The sequence below is a fragment of the Streptomyces verrucosisporus genome, from assembly GCF_017114865.1.
GTDB lineage: Bacteria > Actinomycetota > Actinomycetes > Streptomycetales > Streptomycetaceae > Streptomyces > Streptomyces fenghuangensis.
Genome location: NZ_JADEYH010000043.1, coordinates 1 through 16,969 on the forward strand (window position 1 = coordinate 1; position 16,969 = coordinate 16,969).

The following is a 16,969-nucleotide window of genomic DNA, read 5'->3' on the forward strand; positions in this document are numbered from 1 at the left end:
GTGCGGGCGGAGAAGCGAACGGAGGCAGGCTGTGAGCGCGTTGAAGAAGGCCAAGGGCTTCAAGAAGTCCAGGCCCGGCCTGTACCTGTCCATCGGCACCTCGCTCTTCGGCGCCGTCGGCGTCGTCAAGCAGATGCAGCTCGCCCGGCGGGAGGACGACAGGCTCCAGCTCCTGGACGCCATCGTCTCCGGCGCCGCGATCCTGACCAGCGTCGCCATCCTCGTCCGCGAGGTGCGGCGCCTGGACATCGACGACGTCCTCGCCGACGACTGACCGCAGCGCCTGAAAGGTTTTGACTTTCGTGACTGTCACCGAACTGGTGTCGTACGAGGACGCGCTGGCCTCCTACGACCCCGTCATGGGCCTTGAGGTCCATGTCGAACTGGGCACCAGGACCAAGATGTTCTGCGGCTGCTCCACCGCGCTGGGTGCCGAGCCCAACACGCAGACCTGCCCCGTCTGCCTGGGGCTGCCCGGCTCGCTGCCGGTGGTCAACGCCACCGCGGTGGAGTCCGCCGTGCGCATCGGCCTCGCGCTGAACTGCGAGATCTCCCAGTGGTGCCGCTTCGCCCGGAAGAACTACTTCTATCCGGACATGCCGAAGAACTTCCAGATCTCCCAGTACGACGAGCCGATCGCCTTCGACGGCTATCTGGACGTCCAGCTGGAGGACGGGGAGGTCTTCCGCGTCGGCATCGAGCGCGCCCACATGGAGGAGGACACCGGCAAGTCCACCCACATCGGCGGGGCCACCGGCCGTATCCACGGAGCCGTGCACTCGCTGCTGGACTACAACCGTGCCGGCATCCCCCTGATCGAGATCGTCACCAAGCCGATCACCGGAGCCGGGGAGCGCGCGCCCGAGGTGGCCAAGGCGTACGTCGCCGAGCTGCGCGAGCTCATCCGGGCCCTCGGGGTGTCCGAGGCCCGGATGGAGATGGGCCAGATGCGCTGCGACGTCAACCTGTCGCTGCGTCCGCACGGCACCGAGACGTTCGGCACCCGCTCGGAGACCAAGAACGTCAACTCGCTGCGCAGTGTGGAGCGGGCCACCCGGTTCGAGGTCCAGCGCCACGCCGCGGTGCTGGGCTCGGGCGGGACGATCGTCCAGGAGACCCGCCACTTCCACGAGGACGACGGCTCCACCACCTCCGGCCGGGTCAAGGAGGAGGCGGAGGACTACCGCTACTTCCCCGAGCCGGACCTGGTGCCCGTCGCGCCCGCGCGCGAGTGGGTGGAGGAGCTGCGGGCCGGTCTGCCCGAGCTGCCGCGTCTGCGTCGCAACCGGCTGCGCGAGGAGTGGGGCATCTCCGAGCACGAGATGCAGTCCGTCCTCAACGCCGGCGCCATCGACCTGATCACCGCCACCATCGACGCCGGTGCCCCGGCCGACCAGGCCCGCAAGTGGTGGATGGGCGAGCTGGCCCGCCGGGCGAACGAGCAGGGCACCGAGCTGTCCGCCCTGCCGATCACCCCGGCCCAGGTCGCCCGGGTGTGCGAGCTGGTCGCCGACGGCTCCCTCAACGACAAGCTGGCCCGCCAGGTCATCGAGGGCGTCCTCGCAGGCGAGGGCGAGCCGGACGAGGTCGTGGACAAGCGCGGCCTGAAGGTCGTCTCGGACACCGGCGCGCTGAGCGCGGCCGTGGACGAGGCGATCGCCGCCAACGAGGCGATCGCGGAGAAGATCCGCGGCGGCAAGGTGGCGGCGGCGGGTGCGCTCGTCGGCGCCGTCATGAAGGCCACCCGGGGCCAGGCGGACGCCGCCCGGGTGCGCGAGCTCATCCTGGAGAAGCTGGGCGTGCAGGGCTGACACCCCTCCGGCTGCCACGGCCCGGCCCCCGCGCTCCCCGTTCGGAGCGCGGGGGCCGGGCCGTTCGCCGTGCGCGGGGCCTGTGTACGGGATCGGTGCGTGGCAGCCGTTGTGCGAGGTCAGGCCGACTTCGGGGCGGAGCCGCGGGTCCTGATCAGGACGTGTCCGGAGGAGAGGTCGATCGGGCCGCGCCCCGGATCCTGGCTGCCCTCCTCGACCCGGGTGTTCTCCAGCCGCCTGCGCTCGTCGTCGGCGTGGCGGCGCCCGGGGTTGAACAGCTCCTCGATCAGGTTGAACATCAGCTGACCTCCAGCCTCAGGATACGGTCGTCCTCCTCGGCGGGCGTACCGCGCGAGTCGGTCTCACTGGTCACCAGCCACAGCCCGTCGCCGCCGTCGGAGACGACCGTCCGCAACCGCCCGTACTCACCTTCCAGGAACGCCTGCGGCTGCGCCACCTTTTTCGCGCCGTCCAAGGGAACGCGCCACAGCCGCTCCCCCCGCAGCGACGCCATCCACACCGAACCCCTCGCGACGGCGATGCCGCTGGGAGAGGCCTCGGCGGGCTTCCACTGCGCCACGGGGTCGATGAAGCCCTCCTCGCCGGCCTCGCCCTCGACCTCGGGCCAGCCGTAGTTACCGCCGGGCCGGATCAGGTTGAGCTCGTCCCAGGTGTTCTGGCCGAACTCCGAGGCCCACAGGCGCTTTTCCGCGTCCCAGGCCAGCCCCTGGACGTTGCGGTGGCCCCAGGAGAGGACGACCGAGTCCGCCTCGGGGTTGCCGTGACCGGGAGGCTCGCCCTCCGGCGTCATGCGCAGGATCTTGCCGCCGAGCGACTCCCTGTCCTGGGCGAGGCTCTGGTCACCGGAGTCGCCGGTACCCACGTAGAGCATCCGGTCCGGGCCGAAGGCGATCCGGCCGCCGTTGTGGATCATCCCCTTGGGGATGCCGCGCAGAACCGTGCTGGGTGCACCGAGCCGGTTGCCCTCCTCCTTGTCGGCGTCGTAGAGCATGCGCACGACCCGGTTGTCGGACGCGCTGGTGAAGTAGGCGTAGATGTAGCGGTCCTCGGCGAAGTCGGGCGACACCGCGATGCCCAGCAGGCCGCCCTCGCCGCCCGGCTCGACTCCGGGCACCGAACCCAGTTCGGTGGCCTCCCCGCTCTCCGGGTCGACCAGCGAGATCGTGCCCTCGTCCCGGGAGGAGACCAGCAGACCGCCGTCGGGCAGCGGAGCCAGCCCCCAGGGGGAGTCCAGGTTCTCCGCCACGGTGCCGGTGACCTCCGCCGATCCCTCGGCGGGCGCGGCCGAGGAGTCGGGGGAGCGGGACTCGCCGGGGGAGGGGGAGGAGGTGGTGCCGGTGCGGTCCGGGGCCCCCTCACCGGACCCGCCGTCCGAACAGCCCGCCGCCAGCAGGGCGAGCCCGGCGAGGGCGGCTGCGGCCTTCCGCAGCGGCGGACGCGGACGCGGGCGCGGACGTACGGACGGAGGACGGCTTCGCGGCATCGGTGCGCCTTTCGACTACTCGATCACGGGCAGCTCTCGCCTGCGGTGCGGGTGCCGGCCGTGCACGCGGTGCACGCCGGCCGACCCGTACCCCCGACCGTACGCCGTAAAGGCGCCGGATGGTCCCGGCTCAGTCCCACGACCCCTGGGCTGCGGGCAGCGCGGCGATCTCCGCCAGGTCCCGAGGGCTCAGCCCCAGACGTGCCGCCGCCGCGTTCTCCACCGCCCAGCGCTCCTTCTTGGCGCCCGGCACCGGCACCACGTGCCGCCCCTGGGCCAGCAGCCAGGCCAGGGCCACCTGCGCGGGGGTGGCGTCACCGTGCCGGGCGGCGACGCGCCGCAGTCCGGCGACGATCGGCTGGTTGGCGGCCATCATCTCGGCCGTGAAGCGCGGGTGCCGGGCGCGTACGTCGTCGCGCTCGAAGCCGCCGCCCGGGGTGAGGGTGCCGGTCAGGAAGCCGCTGCCCAGCGGCATCGCGGCCAGGAGGCCGATGCCTCGCGCCTCGCACCACGGCAGCAGCGAGGTCAGGGCCTCGGGGGACCACACCGACAGTTCGGCCTCCACACAGCTGACCGGGAAGACCTGCTGGATCCGCTCCAGTTGCCGGAGCGTCCCGGCGTACGCGGGTGCGCTGGACCCGCGGCGCCGCTCCCGCGCGCCCACCGCGCACAGCCCCAGCGAGCGCACCTTGCCGGCCGCGACCAGTTCGGCCATCGCGCCCCAGGTCTCCTCGACGGGCACCTCCGGATCGGCGCGGTGGAGCTGGTAGAGGTCGATCACATCGGTCTGCAGCCGGCGCAGCGAGGCGTCGCAGGCGCGCTTCACATAGCCGGGGCGCCCGTTGGCGACGATGTGCTGCTCGCCGGCGAGGAGGCCGCACTTGGTGGAGACGAACACGTCCGCGCGGCGTCGCCGCAGCACCCGGCCCAGCAGCAGCTCGTTGGTGAACGGCCCGTACATGTCGGCGGTGTCCAGCAGCGTCACCCCGCGGTCGAGGGCCGCGTGCACCGTGCGCATCGAGGACTCGCCGTCCCGCTCGGACGCGGTGTAGGCCCAGCTCATCGGCATGCAGCCGAGCCCGATGGCACCCACCTCCAATGCCCCCGCACCGATTGTCCTGCGCTCCACCTGGACGTGCTCCCTCCTCGCCCCCGCGGGGTCGCCCCCGTAGGGCGCTCCCAACCTAACGGGTGCCTTCCGGCGCCTCCGCACAGCCTCCGGATAGCCTCTGGCCATGGCTTCCGCAGATGTCTGGCTGCCCATTCCGCCCGCCGAGATGGGCGGGCTGCCCGAGTCGTTCCGCTACGTCCACTGGGACGGGGAGGAGGAGTTCCCGGCGGACCCCTCGGACTGCGTCTTCTACGCCGTTCCCTATCTGAAGGGTCAGGCCGTCGCCGTACGACCGCTGGCGCACATGCCGAACGTACGTGTGGTGCAGACGCTCACCGCCGGCATCGACCACGTGGAGTCCGCCGTACCGCAACTGCCCCGGGGCACCGTGCTGTGCAACGCCCGCGGCGTCCACGACGCGAGCACCGCCGAACTGGCGCTCACCCTCGCCCTCGCCTCGCTGCGCGGCATCCCCTCTTTCGTCCGCGCCCAGGACGCAGGCCGGTGGACGCCGGGTTTTTGGCCCGCCCTCGCCGACCGGACGGCGCTGATCGTCGGCTACGGCTCCATCGGCGCCGCCATCGAGGACCGGCTGGTGCCCTTCGAACCGGGGGCGGTCCACCGGGTGGCCCGCAGCGCCCGCACCGTGCCGCGCGGTCCGGTGCACACCCTCGCCGACCTGCCCCGGCTGCTGCCCGAGGCCGACGTGGTCTTCCTGGTCACCCCGCTCACCGACACCACCCGCCACCTGGTGGACGCGGACTTCCTGGCGCGCATGAAGGACGGAGCGCTGCTGGTGAACGTCGCGCGCGGCGCCGTCGTGGACACCGGCGCGCTGCTGGCGGAGCTGGAGTCCGGGCGGCTGCTGGCGGCGCTCGACGTCACCGATCCCGAGCCGCTGCCGGCCGGTCATCCGCTGTGGAAGGCGCCCGGAACACTGATCTCACCGCACGCCGGAGGCCCGACGTCCGCGTTCCTGCCGCGTGCCAAGCGGCTGCTGCGCGCCCAGTTGAGGCGCTTCGCGGCAGGGGAGGAGCCGGAGAACGTCGTCGCCTCGGCCGGGTGACGCCCCGCCGGACGGGCCGCGCGGCCCGTCCGGCGGCGGGGGAGGGGGCGGGGCGCGAGACGGGTGGTGCAGACGCGGGCGACCGCCCGCACGGCCATCCGTACGCTCCGGATACGGGTGGCTGCGGATTGTATCGGCAATTCCTCCATCAGTCACGCTGTGTAGAAGTGCTATGTCCCTGAGTGACCATTCTGGTGTATCGTCCGATCCGGGGGCGTACCAGACCAGCGAGGGGGGACGGGCGACATGCACGGCCACCGGACGAACCACCGGACGCAACAACGGTGTTGGACACGACCCGGGCCCGGGCTCCGCGGGCCGGGGCGGGGACTGCCGCTCCCGGGGGCGGCGCGATGAGCGCCCGGGAGGCGGAGCAGCCGCGCTTCCCGCGGTTCCCCCGCACGGCCCGCCCGCACGGCGGGGCAGGGGCCGGAGAGCGGCAGGCGTTCCCGCGGCTGGTGCTCGCCGCCCTGTGCGGGGCGTACGCGCTGGGCGCGCTGCTGGGCTGGGGATCCCCGGCGGTGGCGCTGCTCATGGGCGACTTCGGGCTGAGCGCCGCGGCCTTCGCGGCCGCGGGATCGTGTGTGCACTACGCCCGCACCCACCCGGACACGCCCTTCCGGCCCGCCTGGACGCTGTTCGGGATCTCCTCGGCGATGGCCGGGCTCGGCAACGGGATCTGGGGCTGGTACGAGGTCGTGCTAGGCGTACCCGTGCCCAGCCCCTCCGCGGCGGACTTCTGCTTCCTGCTCTTCGCACCACCGGCCATCGTCGGACTGCTGGTACTCGCCAAACGGCCGGTCTCCCGGGCCGGCTGGACGCGCCTGGTCCTGGACACCTGGCTGGTCGGAGGCTCGCTGCTGACACTCTCCTGGAGCCTGGCGCTGGACCACCCCTCGTACTGGCGGGGCGAGTCCCTCTCCCTGGTGGCCCTGTCGCTGGCCTACCCCCTGATGGACATCGTGCTGATCAGCATGGTCCTCGCGCTCCACTTCCGCCGCTCGTCCACCCACCGCTCCGCGGTCAACACCGTCATCGGGGCACTCGCGCTCACCGTGCTCTGCGACGCCCTGTTCACCTCGCCCCTGCTGCGGGAGAACTACTCCTCCGGCCAGATCCTCGACGCCGGCTGGTTCGCCGGCTCACTGCTGCTCGCGTACGCCCCCTGGGTCGGCTGCAGGGAGGGGGACGGCAGCCGGCCGGCCCCCCCGCGCGCGGCCGTCCGGCCTCCCGCGCCCGGGAACGGAGCGGTGGCCGGATCGCTGGCCGCCCTCGCCCCGTACCTGGCGGCCGCCGTCTGCACCCTGGGGATCCTCTACAACGTCCGCGACGGCGGGGCCATCGACCCGGTGGTGCTGCTGACCGGCTGCACCGTCGTACTGGCTCTGGTGGTCCGGCAGGGCATCATGCTGCTGGAGAACATCCGCCTCACCCAGGAACTGGCCCAGAAGGAGAACCACTTCAGGTCACTGGTGCAGGGGTCCAGCGACGTCATCATGATCGCCTCGCCGGTCGGGATGCTGCGCTACGTCTCCCCGGCCGCCGCCGGCGTCTACGGCCGGGAGCCGGACAAGCTGGTCGGCTCCGAGCTGGCCTCCCTCATCCACCCCGAGGACCTGGGCCGGGTCCTGCACGAGGTGCGCCGCTTCCTGGCCACCCCGCCCCGGGAGGAGGCCTCCACACGGATCGAGTGCCGCATCCGGCACGCCTCGGGCCGCTGGCTCAACATCGAGTCCACGGTCAACCGCTACCAGGGCGGCCTGATCTTCAACAGCCGCGATGTGACCGAACGGGTGCGGCTCCAGGCGCAGCTCCAGCACAACGCCTCCCACGACCCGCTGACCGACCTGCCCAACCGCTCGCTGTTCACCGAGCGGGTCCGCTTGGCGCTGGGCGGCCGGCGCCGGGGGGACGCGGGGGCGGGCCACACGGCGGTGCTCTACATCGACCTCGACGGGTTCAAGGCCGTCAACGACACCATCGGCCACCAGGCGGGGGACGAACTGCTGGTCCAGGCGGCCCGCCGGCTGCGGGAGGCCGTACGGGCCGGGGACACCGCGGCCCGGCTCGGCGGGGACGAGTTCGCCGCGCTCATCGTCGGCGACGGGAAGTGCGACCGGGCCGAGCGCGAGTACCGCGTCCTGGAGATCGCCGAACGGCTGCGCACCACCCTCTCCAGGCCCTACCGGGTCGAGGGCGGCGAGGCGCGGGTCGCCGCCTCCATCGGCGTGGCCTTCGCCGAGCCCGGGGTGACCCCGGCCGTGCTGATGCGCCATGCGGACCTGGCGATGTACCGGGCCAAGCAGGCGGGCAAGAACCGGGTCGAGCTGTACGCCTCGCAGCCGCAGGCCGAGGCCGTCCGCCGGGCGGAGCTGACCACCGACCGGCTGCGCGGAGTGCTGGCGGAGAGCGAGTTCGCACTGCTCCACCAGCCCGTGGTCGAGCTCTCCAGCGGGAAGATCGCCTCGGTCGCGGCCCAGGCCCGCAGGCGCTCCGCCCGGGGCGTGCTGTTCCCGCCGGGCGGGCCCCTGCCCGCCCCCCAGGCCCGGCCCGCACCGCCGGCGCAGTACGGCCCCCAGCCCCCGCACGGCCCCGCGGCGGACGCCCGCGGTGAGGGGGACGCGGGCCGGTGGCTGCTGCGCAGGGCCGTGGAGCAGGCCGCCGAACGGCACCAGGCGGGCTACCGCGTACCGGTGTCCGTACGGCTGGACGCGCGCCGCCTCACCGACCGTTCCACGACCCCGGCCACCGTCGAGGCGCTGCTGTCCCGGCACGGGCTGCCGCCCGACGCCCTCGTCGTCGAACTGGCCGACACAGACCCCCGCGTCTCCCTGGACGAACTGGAACTGTGGGTCACCGCACTGCGGCGCATCGGGGTCGGTATCACCCTGGACGGCTTCGGCGGCGCCCATTCCGGTCTCGCCGCGCTCCGCAGGCTCCCCGCCGACGCGCTGAGGCTGGACCGCGCGCTGGTCGACGGCGTGGTGGACTCCTCCCGAGTGCGGAAAATCACCTCCGGGCTGCTGCGGATCGCCGACGACCTCGGGATGCTCTCCGTCGCCGACGGCGTGGACCTGCCCGAACAGGCCGAGGCGCTGCGCGCGCTGGGCTGCACCCACGCCCAGGGGGCCGCCTTCTCCAAACCCCTGGACGAGCACCGGCTCAGGCGTGCCCTGGCCCGCGGGAGCTACCCTGTCGCCGGTGAGGAGCAGCACTTCCCGGGCGCCGGCCGCTCGGTGGTGGTCGCCGGTTCGCTACCCGCGCACAGGAGCGGACCGGCCGCACGCGGGCCGGTGGCGCATCCCCCGTTCCGCTCAAATAGTGAGACGTCCGTCCCACCCACTTGACACCTCAGGCGCCGCGGGAGGAAGGTCGGTGCCATGCGCACCCGACTTCTCGTAATTGGACAGCGCGTCGACTGATCCAGGGCATGCCCGCCCTGTGGACGATATCGACGCGCTCCCCTCGCTTGCCTGACGGCACGAGGGGTTTTTTGTTGCACCGGTGCCAGCGGCACTCGAGCGCGACCCACCCACAGCCACCTACAACGAGCGTCAAACCCTCAACTCTCCGAGAAGAGACAAGTGATGACCGAGCAGGCCACCGGGGCCCCCCGCCCGCAGCCGCGGGCCCGTACCGGCGGAGCGCAGCCGCAGCCCGCCACCGTCGAGCACGTCACGGGAGCCCAGTCCCTCATCCGCTCTCTCGAGGAAGTCGGCGCCGACACGGTATTCGGCATTCCGGGCGGCGCCATCCTGCCCGCCTACGACCCGATGATGGACTCCTCCCGGGTGCGCCACGTCCTCGTCCGTCACGAGCAGGGCGCCGGCCACGCCGCCACCGGCTATGCCCAGGCCACCGGCAAGGTCGGCGTCTGCATGGCCACCTCCGGTCCCGGCGCCACCAATCTGGTCACCCCGATCGCCGACGCGCACATGGACTCCGTCCCGCTGGTCGCGATCACCGGCCAGGTGGCCTCCAAGGCGATCGGCACCGACGCCTTCCAGGAAGCCGACATCTGCGGCATCACGATGCCGGTCACCAAGCACAACTACCTGGTCACCGACCCGGCCGAGATCCCGAGGGTGATCGCCGAGGCGTTCCACATCGCCTCCACCGGCCGGCCCGGCCCGGTCCTGGTGGACATCGCCAAGGACGCCCTGCAGGCGCGGACGACGTTCTCCTGGCCCCCCGCCACCGACCTGCCCGGCTACCGCCCGGTGACCAAGCCCCACGCCAAGCAGATCCGCGAGGCCGCCCGGCTGATCACCGAGGCCGCCCGCCCGGTGCTGTACGTGGGCGGCGGCGTCCTGAAGGCCGGGGCCACCACCGAGCTGAAGGTGCTGGCCGAGCTGACCGGCGCTCCGGTGACCACCACCCTGATGGCGCTGGGCGCCTTCCCCGACAGCCACCCTCAGCACCTGGGCATGCCCGGTATGCACGGCACCGTCGCGGCCGTCACCGCCCTGCAGAAGGCCGATCTGATCGTCGCGCTCGGCGCCCGCTTCGACGACCGCGTCACCGGCAGACTGGACTCCTTCGCGCCGTACGCGAAGGTCGTGCACGCCGACATCGACCCCGCCGAGATCGGCAAGAACCGCACCGCCGACGTCCCGATCGTCGGTGACGCCCGCGAGGTCATCGCCGATCTGGTCGTGGCCGTCCGTGCCGAGCACGAGGCGGGCAACACCGGCGACCACACCGAGTGGTGGCAGCAGCTCGACCGCTGGCGCGAGACGTACCCGCTGGGTTACGACCACCCCGAGGACGGCTCCCTGGCCCCGCAACAGGTCATCGAGCGCATCGGCGCACTGGCCCCCGAGGGCACGGTCTTCGCCGCCGGTGTGGGCCAGCACCAGATGTGGGCCGCCCACTTCGTCAAGTACGAGAAGCCCGCCACCTGGCTGAACTCCGGAGGCCTGGGCACCATGGGCTACGCCGTCCCGGCCGCGCTGGGCGCCAAGGCCGGCGTCCCGGACCGTACCGTCTGGGCGATCGACGGCGACGGCTGCTTCCAGATGACCAACCAGGAGCTGGTGACCGCCGCGCTCAACGGCATCCCGATCAAGGTCGCGATCATCAACAACGGCGCCCTGGGAATGGTCCGCCAGTGGCAGACCCTCTTCTACAACCAGCGCTACTCCAACACCGTGCTGCACAGCGGCCCGGACGCCGCCAGCCCCGAGAACAGGGGCACCCGCGTCCCGGACTTCGTGAAGCTGGCGGAGGCCATGGGCTGCGTCGGCATCCGCTGCGAGGACCCCGCGCAGCTCGACGCGGTGATCGAGAAGGCCAACTCCATCAACGACCGCCCCGTGGTCGTGGACTTCATCGTCCACGAGGACGCGATGGTCTGGCCGATGGTCGCGGCCGGCACCTCCAACGACGAGGTCATGGCGGCGCGCGGCGTCCGCCCCGACTTCGGCGACGGCGACGACTGAGTCCCGGACGACCGAGTCCCAGAGGAATCCGAGGAACGGAACACCACATCCGATGTCCAAACACACGCTCTCCGTCCTGGTGGAGAACACCCCGGGCATCCTCGCCCGGATCGCCGCCCTGTTCTCCCGTCGCGGTTTCAACATCGACTCGCTCGCCGTAGGCGTCACCGAGCACCCCGACATCTCCCGCATCACCATCGTGGTGAACGTCGAGGAGCTCCCGCTGGAGCAGGTGACCAAGCAGCTCAACAAGCTCGTCAGCGTGCTGAAGATCGTCGAACTGGAGCCGGGGTCCGCGGTCCAGCGCGAACTCGTCCTGGTGAAGGTCCGCGCCGACAACGAGACCCGTTCGCAGATCGTCGAGATCGTCCAGCTCTTCCGCGCCAAGACCGTCGACGTCTCCCCGGAGGCCGTCACCATCGAGGCGACCGGCAGCAGCGACAAGCTGGAGGCCATGCTCAAGATGCTGGAGCAGTTCGGCATCAAGGAGCTGGTCCAGTCCGGCACGATCGCGATCGGCCGCGGAGCGAGGTCGATCACCGACCGTTCGCTGCGCGCGCTCGACCGGACCGCATAGCGAGACCCCATCCCGTCCCCGCCCGCACCGGCATACGGTGACTCCGGCGGCGGCTGCGCGGACGGGCCCCGCACCCCCGACCCGTACGGCGAGACCGCCGGTGCGGCAGGAACAACAAGGAGATATCCCAAGTGGCCGAGCTGTTCTACGACGACGACGCCGACCTGTCCATCATCCAGGGCCGCAAGGTCGCGGTCCTCGGCTACGGCAGCCAGGGCCACGCCCACGCCCTGTCCCTGCGCGACTCGGGCGTCGACGTCCGCGTCGGTCTCCCCGAGGGCTCCAAGTCCCGGGCCAAGGCCGAGGAGCAGGGGCTGCGCGTGGTCACCCCGGCGGAGGCCTCCGCCGAGGCCGACGTGATCATGGTCCTGGTGCCGGACCCGATCCAGGCCAAGGTCTACGAGGAGTCCATCGCCCCGAACCTCAAGGACGGCGACGCCCTCTTCTTCGGCCACGGCTTCAACATCCGCTTCGGCTTCATCAAGCCCCCGGCCGGCGTGGACGTGTGCATGGTCGCACCCAAGGGTCCGGGCCACCTGGTCCGCCGCCAGTTCGAGGAGGGCCGCGGCGTTCCCTGCATCGCGGCCGTCGAGCAGGACGCCACCGGCAGCGCCTTCCAGCTGGCCCTGTCCTACGCCAAGGGCATCGGCGGCACCCGCGCCGGCGTCATCAGGACCACCTTCACCGAGGAGACCGAGACCGACCTGTTCGGTGAGCAGGCCGTGCTGTGCGGCGGCGCCTCGGCCCTGGTCAAGGCGGGCTTCGAGACCCTGGTCGAGGCCGGCTACCAGCCCGAGATCGCGTACTTCGAGTGCCTCCACGAGCTGAAGCTGATCGTGGACCTGATGTACGAGGGCGGCCTGGGGAAGATGCGCTGGTCGGTCTCCGAGACCGCCGAGTGGGGCGACTACGTCACCGGCCCGCGGATCATCAACGAGAACACCAAGGCCGAGATGAAGAAGGTCCTGGCCGATATCCAGGACGGCACCTTCGCCAGGAACTGGATGGCCGAGTACAACGCCGGTCTGCCCAAGTACAACGAGTACAAGAAGGCCGACGGCGACCACCTGCTGGAGACCACCGGCCGTGAGCTGCGCAAGCTCATGAGCTGGGTCGACGACGAGAACTGAGCGGACCGCCGGGCCGTCGCGGACGGCCCGGCGCCGCCCGACCCGCCCGCAGGTGGACGCCGCGGCCCGCCGACGGGGCGGAGCGGCCCCGGTGACCGGCCACCGGGGCTGCCCCTCCGCCGATACACTGCACACACAAGCGCGTCACAGGCTCACAGCGTCGTGCGTCTCCACGCGGCTGCCCACCTCCACCGCCCTCGGCCGTCGGGACGCGGCCGCCGGCACGGACCAGTGAGGACTGAAGACCGAAGTGAGCAAACCCGTAGTACTCATCGCCGAAGAACTCTCCCCGGCCACGGTCGACGCCCTCGGCCCGGACTTCGAGATCCGGCACTGCAACGGAGCCGACCGAGCCGAGCTCCTGACCGCCATCGCCGACGTCGACGCGATCCTGGTGCGCAGCGCCACCAAGGTCGACGCCGAGGCCATCGCCGCGGCCCGGCGGCTGAAGGTCGTCGCCCGTGCGGGAGTCGGCCTGGACAACGTCGACGTCTCCGCCGCCACCAAGGCCGGTGTGATGGTCGTCAACGCGCCGACCTCCAACATCGTCACAGCGGCCGAGCTGGCCTGCGGTCTGATCGTCGCCACCGCCCGCAACATCCCGCAGGCCAACACCGCCCTGAAGAACGGCGAGTGGAAGCGCAGCAAGTACACCGGCGTGGAGCTGTCGGAGAAGACCCTCGGTGTCGTCGGCCTCGGCCGCATCGGCGTCCTGGTCGCCCAGCGGATGTCCGCCTTCGGCATGCGGGTCGTCGCCTACGACCCCTATGTGCAGCCCGCCCGGGCCGCGCAGATGGGCGTCAAGCTGCTCTCCCTGGACGAGTTGCTGGAGACCTCCGACTTCATCACCGTCCACCTGCCCAAGACCCCCGAGACGCTGGGTCTGATCGGCGACGAGGCGCTCCACAAGGTCAAGCCGGACGTGCGGATCGTCAACGCCGCGCGCGGCGGCATCGTGGACGAGGCGGCGCTGCTGTCGGCCCTGAAGGAGGGCCGGGTCGCGGGTGCGGGCCTGGACGTGTACGCCACCGAGCCGTGCACCGACTCCCCGCTGTTCGCCTTCGACAACGTGGTGTGCACCCCGCACCTGGGCGCCTCCACCGGCGAGGCCCAGGAGAAGGCGGGCATCGCGGTCGCCCGCTCGGTGCGGCTGGCGCTCGCCGGCGAGCTGGTCCCGGACGCGGTCAACGTCCAGGGCGGCGTGATCGCCGAGGACGTGCGGCCCGGACTGCCGCTGGCCGAGCGGCTGGGCCGGATCTTCACCGCGCTGGCGGGCGAGGTCGCGGTCCGGCTCGACGTGGAGGTCTACGGCGAGATCACCCAGCACGACGTGAAGGTGCTCGAACTCTCCGCGCTCAAGGGCGTCTTCGAGGATGTCGTCGACGAGACGGTCAGCTACGTCAACGCGCCGCTGTTCGCGCAGGAGCGCGGGGTGGAGGTCCGGCTGACCACCAGCTCGGAGTCCCCGGAGCACCGCAACGTGGTGACCGTGCGCGGCACCCTGGCAGACGGCCAGGAGGTCTCGGTCTCGGGCACCCTCTCCGGACCCAAGCACGTCCAGAAGATCGTCGCCGTCGGCGAGTACGACGTCGACCTGGCACTGGCCGAGCACATGGCCTTTCTGCGGTACGCCGACCGTCCCGGTGTGGTCGGCACCGTCGGCCGCGTCCTGGGCGAGGCCGGCATCAACATCGCCGGCATGCAGGTCTCCCGCGCCGAGGAGGGCGGTGAGGCACTGGTCGCCCTCACCGTGGACGGCCCCATCCCGGCTCTGGTGATGGCCGAGATGGCTCAGGAGGTCGGTGCCACCTCGGCGCGCAACGTCAACCTGGAGGACTGATCGAGGATCCTTCCTCCGAGTGAACTCCGGGGAGGGATCCGGAGACCGTCACGGCCCCGGCGCGGACGTCCGCGCCGGGGCCGCGGCGTTCCGCCGAACCGACCGGCCGCAGCGGGCGTCCGCCGCGGAGGCGATCTCTTCAGCCCCTCAGCAGCCGGGCCGTCTTCAGCGCCATGTGCAGCAGCAGCCGGTCCTCGCCGTCGTCCAGGTCGAGGCCGGTGAGCTGCTCCACCCGCGACAGCCGGTAGTACAGCGTCTGCCGGTGGACGCCCAGCAGCGCCGCGGTGCGGCCCGCCTGGCCCGCGCAGTCCAGGAACGCCTCGGCGGTGCGGGCCATCTCCCGGTGGCCGGGCTCCAGCAGCGCCCGCACCGACGGGTCCGGCACACCGGCCGCCGGCGAGCCGGAGGGGCGAGCGGTGAAGGCCAGCAGCCGGTACGGCCCGATCCGGTCCCACCGCGCAACCGGCCCGAACCTGCTCTCCGCCCGCGCCGCCCGCGCCGCGGCCAGCGCCTGCCACCAGGCACCGGGCACCGGGCCCAGCCCCGTGCAGGGCTCGCCGATTCCCGCCGCCGCCCCGGCGCGCGGCGAGCGCAGCAGCCGTTCGGCGGCCGTGCGGGCCGGATCGAGGGTTGCGGTGGTGCGCAGTCGCACCAGCACGGCCAGCCCCTCCGTCCCCGGCACCGCGCACACCGCGACCGTGCCGGGGACTCCGGGCGCCGCCGCCGACCGGCCCCCCGCGCCCTCCTCCCACGGCACCACGGCCACCACCGCCAGCGGCCCCGCCGCCACCGGCCCCAGCTCCCCGGCGAGTTCCGCCTCCGCGAGATCCACGGCCGCCCGGTGCCCCGGCGCCGCGGTGAGCAGGGCGCACAGCAGCTCGCCCCGGCGCGCACCCGCCCGGGACTCGTCGGCCAGCAGCGAGCCGATGCGGCGCGCGACGGCCCGTACGTCCGCCAGCCGGGGGTCGGTCAGCTCCAGCGCACCGTCGTCCAGCAGCCAGATGTAGCCCAGCACCACCCCGCCGTGCCGCACCGGCACGCAGATCCGGCCCCGCAGCACCCCGGCCGACGGGTCCGGCGGAATCCGTACGGGCTCCACCGCCCGGGTGATGCCGAAACTCTCGAACCACGCCCGCACCCGTGCGGTGGAGCGGCGCCGGAGGATCGAGCGGGTGCGCACCGGGTCCATCAGGAAGGCGCCGTCCTCCCCGTCCTCCTCGTCGCCCTCCCCCTCGTGGGCTCCGAAGGCGATCAGCCCGAAATCGCGGTTCTCCAGTGTCGCGGGAGTGCCGAGGAGGGCGGTCACCTCGTCGATCAGCACCTGGTAGTCCTCGCGCACCGTCTCGCGCCGCCTTTCGCACACCGCCCGCGGCGCTCCCGCGGACACCACCATTGTCATACATATGTCTGAGATCCGGGCCACGGAAGCGTGACAGCTGTCGATGGCGGGAAAGCGGAGCGATCCTTAGTTTCGACGGTGGCTCACAAGCCGCTCGAACACCGTCGGAGAACCACCCGTGGAGGTGCCCCGTGCTGGGTCCCGTGCTCCTCGCGGCCGCGCGCAGCGACAGCATCCGCCGCGTCGTCTCGGCCGCACCGGTCACCCGCCCCGTGGTGGACCGCTTCGTCGCCGGAGAGCGCCTCGGCCAGGCCATGGAGACCGTCGGCTCCCTGACCGGCCGGGGCCTGGAGGTCACCCTCGACCACCTGGGCGAGGACGTCACCGACCGCACCGAGGCCCTGCGCGCCCGCGACGCCTACCTGGCCCTGGCCGAGGCGCTGCGGGAGGCCGGCCTGGGAGCGCGGGCCGAGATGTCTGTGAAGCTCTCCGCCTTCGGGCAGGCCCTTCCGGGAGGCGACGACATCGCCTGTGAGGGCGCGCTGCGGGTCGTGGAGGCAGCCGCCGAGGCGGGCACCACCGTCACCCTGGACATGGAGGACCACACCACGGTCGACTCCACGCTGGCCATCCTGGCGAAGCTGCGCGAACGCTTCCCCACCACGGGCGCGGTGCTCCAGTCCTACCTGTACCGCACCGAGGACGACTGCCGCGCCCTGGCCGGCGAGGGCTCCCGCGTCCGGCTGGTCAAGGGCGCCTACAAGGAGCCCGCGTCCGTCGCCCTCCAGGACAAGCGCGAGGTGGACCGGGCGTACGTGCGCTGCCTGCGGATCCTGATGGCGGGCGATGGCTACCCCATGATCGGCTCCCACGACCCGCGGATGGTGGCCATCGCCCAGGAGCTGGCCCGCCGAGCCGGCCGCAAGCCGGACGAGTACGAGTTCCAGATGCTGTACGGCATCCGCACCGCCGAGCAGGACCGGCTGGCCGCCGCCGGCCACCGGATGCGCGTGTACGTCCCGTACGGCACCGACTGGTACGGGTACTTCATGCGGCGCCTGGCCGAGCGCCCCGCCAACCTGGCGTTCTTCCTGCGCTCGCTGGCCACCAGAGGCTGAGGCCGGGCGGGCCGTGTCCGCACACGGCCCCG

At 72.4% G+C, this 16,969-nt stretch carries 13 protein-coding genes; 9 read left to right on the forward strand and 4 right to left on the reverse strand.

The genetic code is table 11. The annotated features are described in order from the left end of the window. The first annotated feature begins 31 nt into the window (after positions 1-31). Together IQ279_RS26130 and gatB are read left to right on the forward strand one after the other, a co-directional pair. Complete coding sequence (locus IQ279_RS26130) at positions 32-274, forward strand: hypothetical protein (protein ID WP_206351791.1); 243 nt, start codon at positions 32-34, stop codon at positions 272-274. A gap of 28 nt (positions 275-302) precedes the next feature. After that, positions 303-1,811, forward strand: a complete 1,509-nt coding sequence (gatB, locus tag IQ279_RS26135; protein WP_206351792.1) for an Asp-tRNA(Asn)/Glu-tRNA(Gln) amidotransferase subunit GatB — start codon at positions 303-305, stop codon at positions 1,809-1,811. A 119-nt stretch (positions 1,812-1,930) separates the two neighbouring features. Here the strand turns inward: gatB and IQ279_RS26140 are convergent, their stop codons facing one another. The 3 genes from IQ279_RS26140 to IQ279_RS26150 all read right to left on the reverse strand — a co-directional run bounded on the left by IQ279_RS26140 (position 1,931) and on the right by IQ279_RS26150 (position 4,444). After that, complete coding sequence (locus IQ279_RS26140) at positions 1,931-2,110, reverse strand: DUF6191 domain-containing protein (RefSeq protein ID WP_206351793.1); 180 nt, start codon at positions 2,108-2,110, stop codon at positions 1,931-1,933. Next, on the reverse strand, positions 2,110-3,315 hold the full coding sequence (locus IQ279_RS26145) for a PQQ-dependent sugar dehydrogenase (protein ID WP_206351794.1): 1,206 nt from the start codon (positions 3,313-3,315) through the stop codon (positions 2,110-2,112). The genes IQ279_RS26140 and IQ279_RS26145 overlap by 1 nt, the downstream gene beginning before the upstream one ends. Positions 3,316-3,445: 130 nt before the next feature. Further along, positions 3,446-4,444, reverse strand: a complete 999-nt coding sequence (locus tag IQ279_RS26150) for an aldo/keto reductase (RefSeq protein ID WP_206351795.1) — start codon at positions 4,442-4,444, stop codon at positions 3,446-3,448. 106 nt (positions 4,445-4,550) lie between these two features. Here IQ279_RS26150 and IQ279_RS26155 point away from each other — a divergent pair, with 106 nt between their 5' ends. From IQ279_RS26155 to serA, 6 genes are all read left to right on the forward strand, one after another. Then, on the forward strand, positions 4,551-5,492 hold the full coding sequence (locus IQ279_RS26155; RefSeq protein WP_206351796.1) for a 2-hydroxyacid dehydrogenase: 942 nt from the start codon (positions 4,551-4,553) through the stop codon (positions 5,490-5,492). A gap of 353 nt (positions 5,493-5,845) precedes the next feature. Next, positions 5,846-8,839 (forward strand): putative bifunctional diguanylate cyclase/phosphodiesterase, encoded by a 2,994-nt coding sequence (locus IQ279_RS26160; protein ID WP_206351797.1) that lies wholly within the window; start codon positions 5,846-5,848, stop codon positions 8,837-8,839. A 240-nt stretch (positions 8,840-9,079) separates the two neighbouring features. Beyond that, complete coding sequence (locus IQ279_RS26165) at positions 9,080-10,933, forward strand: acetolactate synthase large subunit (protein WP_206351798.1); 1,854 nt, start codon at positions 9,080-9,082, stop codon at positions 10,931-10,933. Between the two features lie 52 nt (positions 10,934-10,985). Beyond that, positions 10,986-11,510 (forward strand): acetolactate synthase small subunit, encoded by a 525-nt coding sequence (ilvN, locus tag IQ279_RS26170; RefSeq protein ID WP_206351799.1) that lies wholly within the window; start codon positions 10,986-10,988, stop codon positions 11,508-11,510. A 131-nt stretch (positions 11,511-11,641) separates the two neighbouring features. Continuing rightward, positions 11,642-12,640: a ketol-acid reductoisomerase gene (gene ilvC, locus IQ279_RS26175; RefSeq protein ID WP_206351800.1), complete on the forward strand. Its 999-nt coding sequence runs from the start codon at positions 11,642-11,644 to the stop codon at positions 12,638-12,640. A 250-nt stretch (positions 12,641-12,890) separates the two neighbouring features. Then, on the forward strand, positions 12,891-14,480 hold the full coding sequence (serA, locus tag IQ279_RS26180) for a phosphoglycerate dehydrogenase (RefSeq protein ID WP_206351801.1): 1,590 nt from the start codon (positions 12,891-12,893) through the stop codon (positions 14,478-14,480). Between the two features lie 139 nt (positions 14,481-14,619). On the opposite strand, the gene IQ279_RS26185 is transcribed toward serA, so the two are convergent. Next, entirely contained in the window at positions 14,620-15,819 is a 1,200-nt protein-coding gene (locus IQ279_RS26185) for a PucR family transcriptional regulator (RefSeq protein ID WP_206351811.1), read from the reverse strand. Positions 15,820-16,010: 191 nt separating this feature from the next. Between IQ279_RS26185 and IQ279_RS26190 the strand changes: the two genes are divergently transcribed. After that, a complete protein-coding gene (locus IQ279_RS26190; protein WP_206351802.1) occupies positions 16,011-16,937 on the forward strand; it encodes a proline dehydrogenase family protein in 927 nt (308 codons plus the stop codon). Positions 16,938-16,969 lie beyond the last annotated feature (32 nt).

Bases quoted from the DNA above. Each gene is read 5' to 3' on its own strand.
- IQ279_RS26145 (WP_206351794.1), bottom strand. From the start codon at position 3,315: ATGCCGCGAAGCCGTCCTCCGTCCGTACGTCCGCGCCCGCGTCCGCGT.
- IQ279_RS26155 (WP_206351796.1), top strand. From the start codon at position 4,551: ATGGCTTCCGCAGATGTCTGGCTGCCCATTCCGCCCGCCGAGATGGGC.
- ilvN (WP_206351799.1), top strand. From the start codon at position 10,986: ATGTCCAAACACACGCTCTCCGTCCTGGTGGAGAACACCCCGGGCATC.
- IQ279_RS26165 (WP_206351798.1), top strand. From the start codon at position 9,080: ATGACCGAGCAGGCCACCGGGGCCCCCCGCCCGCAGCCGCGGGCCCGT.
- IQ279_RS26160 (WP_206351797.1), top strand. From the start codon at position 5,846: ATGAGCGCCCGGGAGGCGGAGCAGCCGCGCTTCCCGCGGTTCCCCCGC.
- IQ279_RS26140 (WP_206351793.1), bottom strand. From the start codon at position 2,110: ATGTTCAACCTGATCGAGGAGCTGTTCAACCCCGGGCGCCGCCACGCC.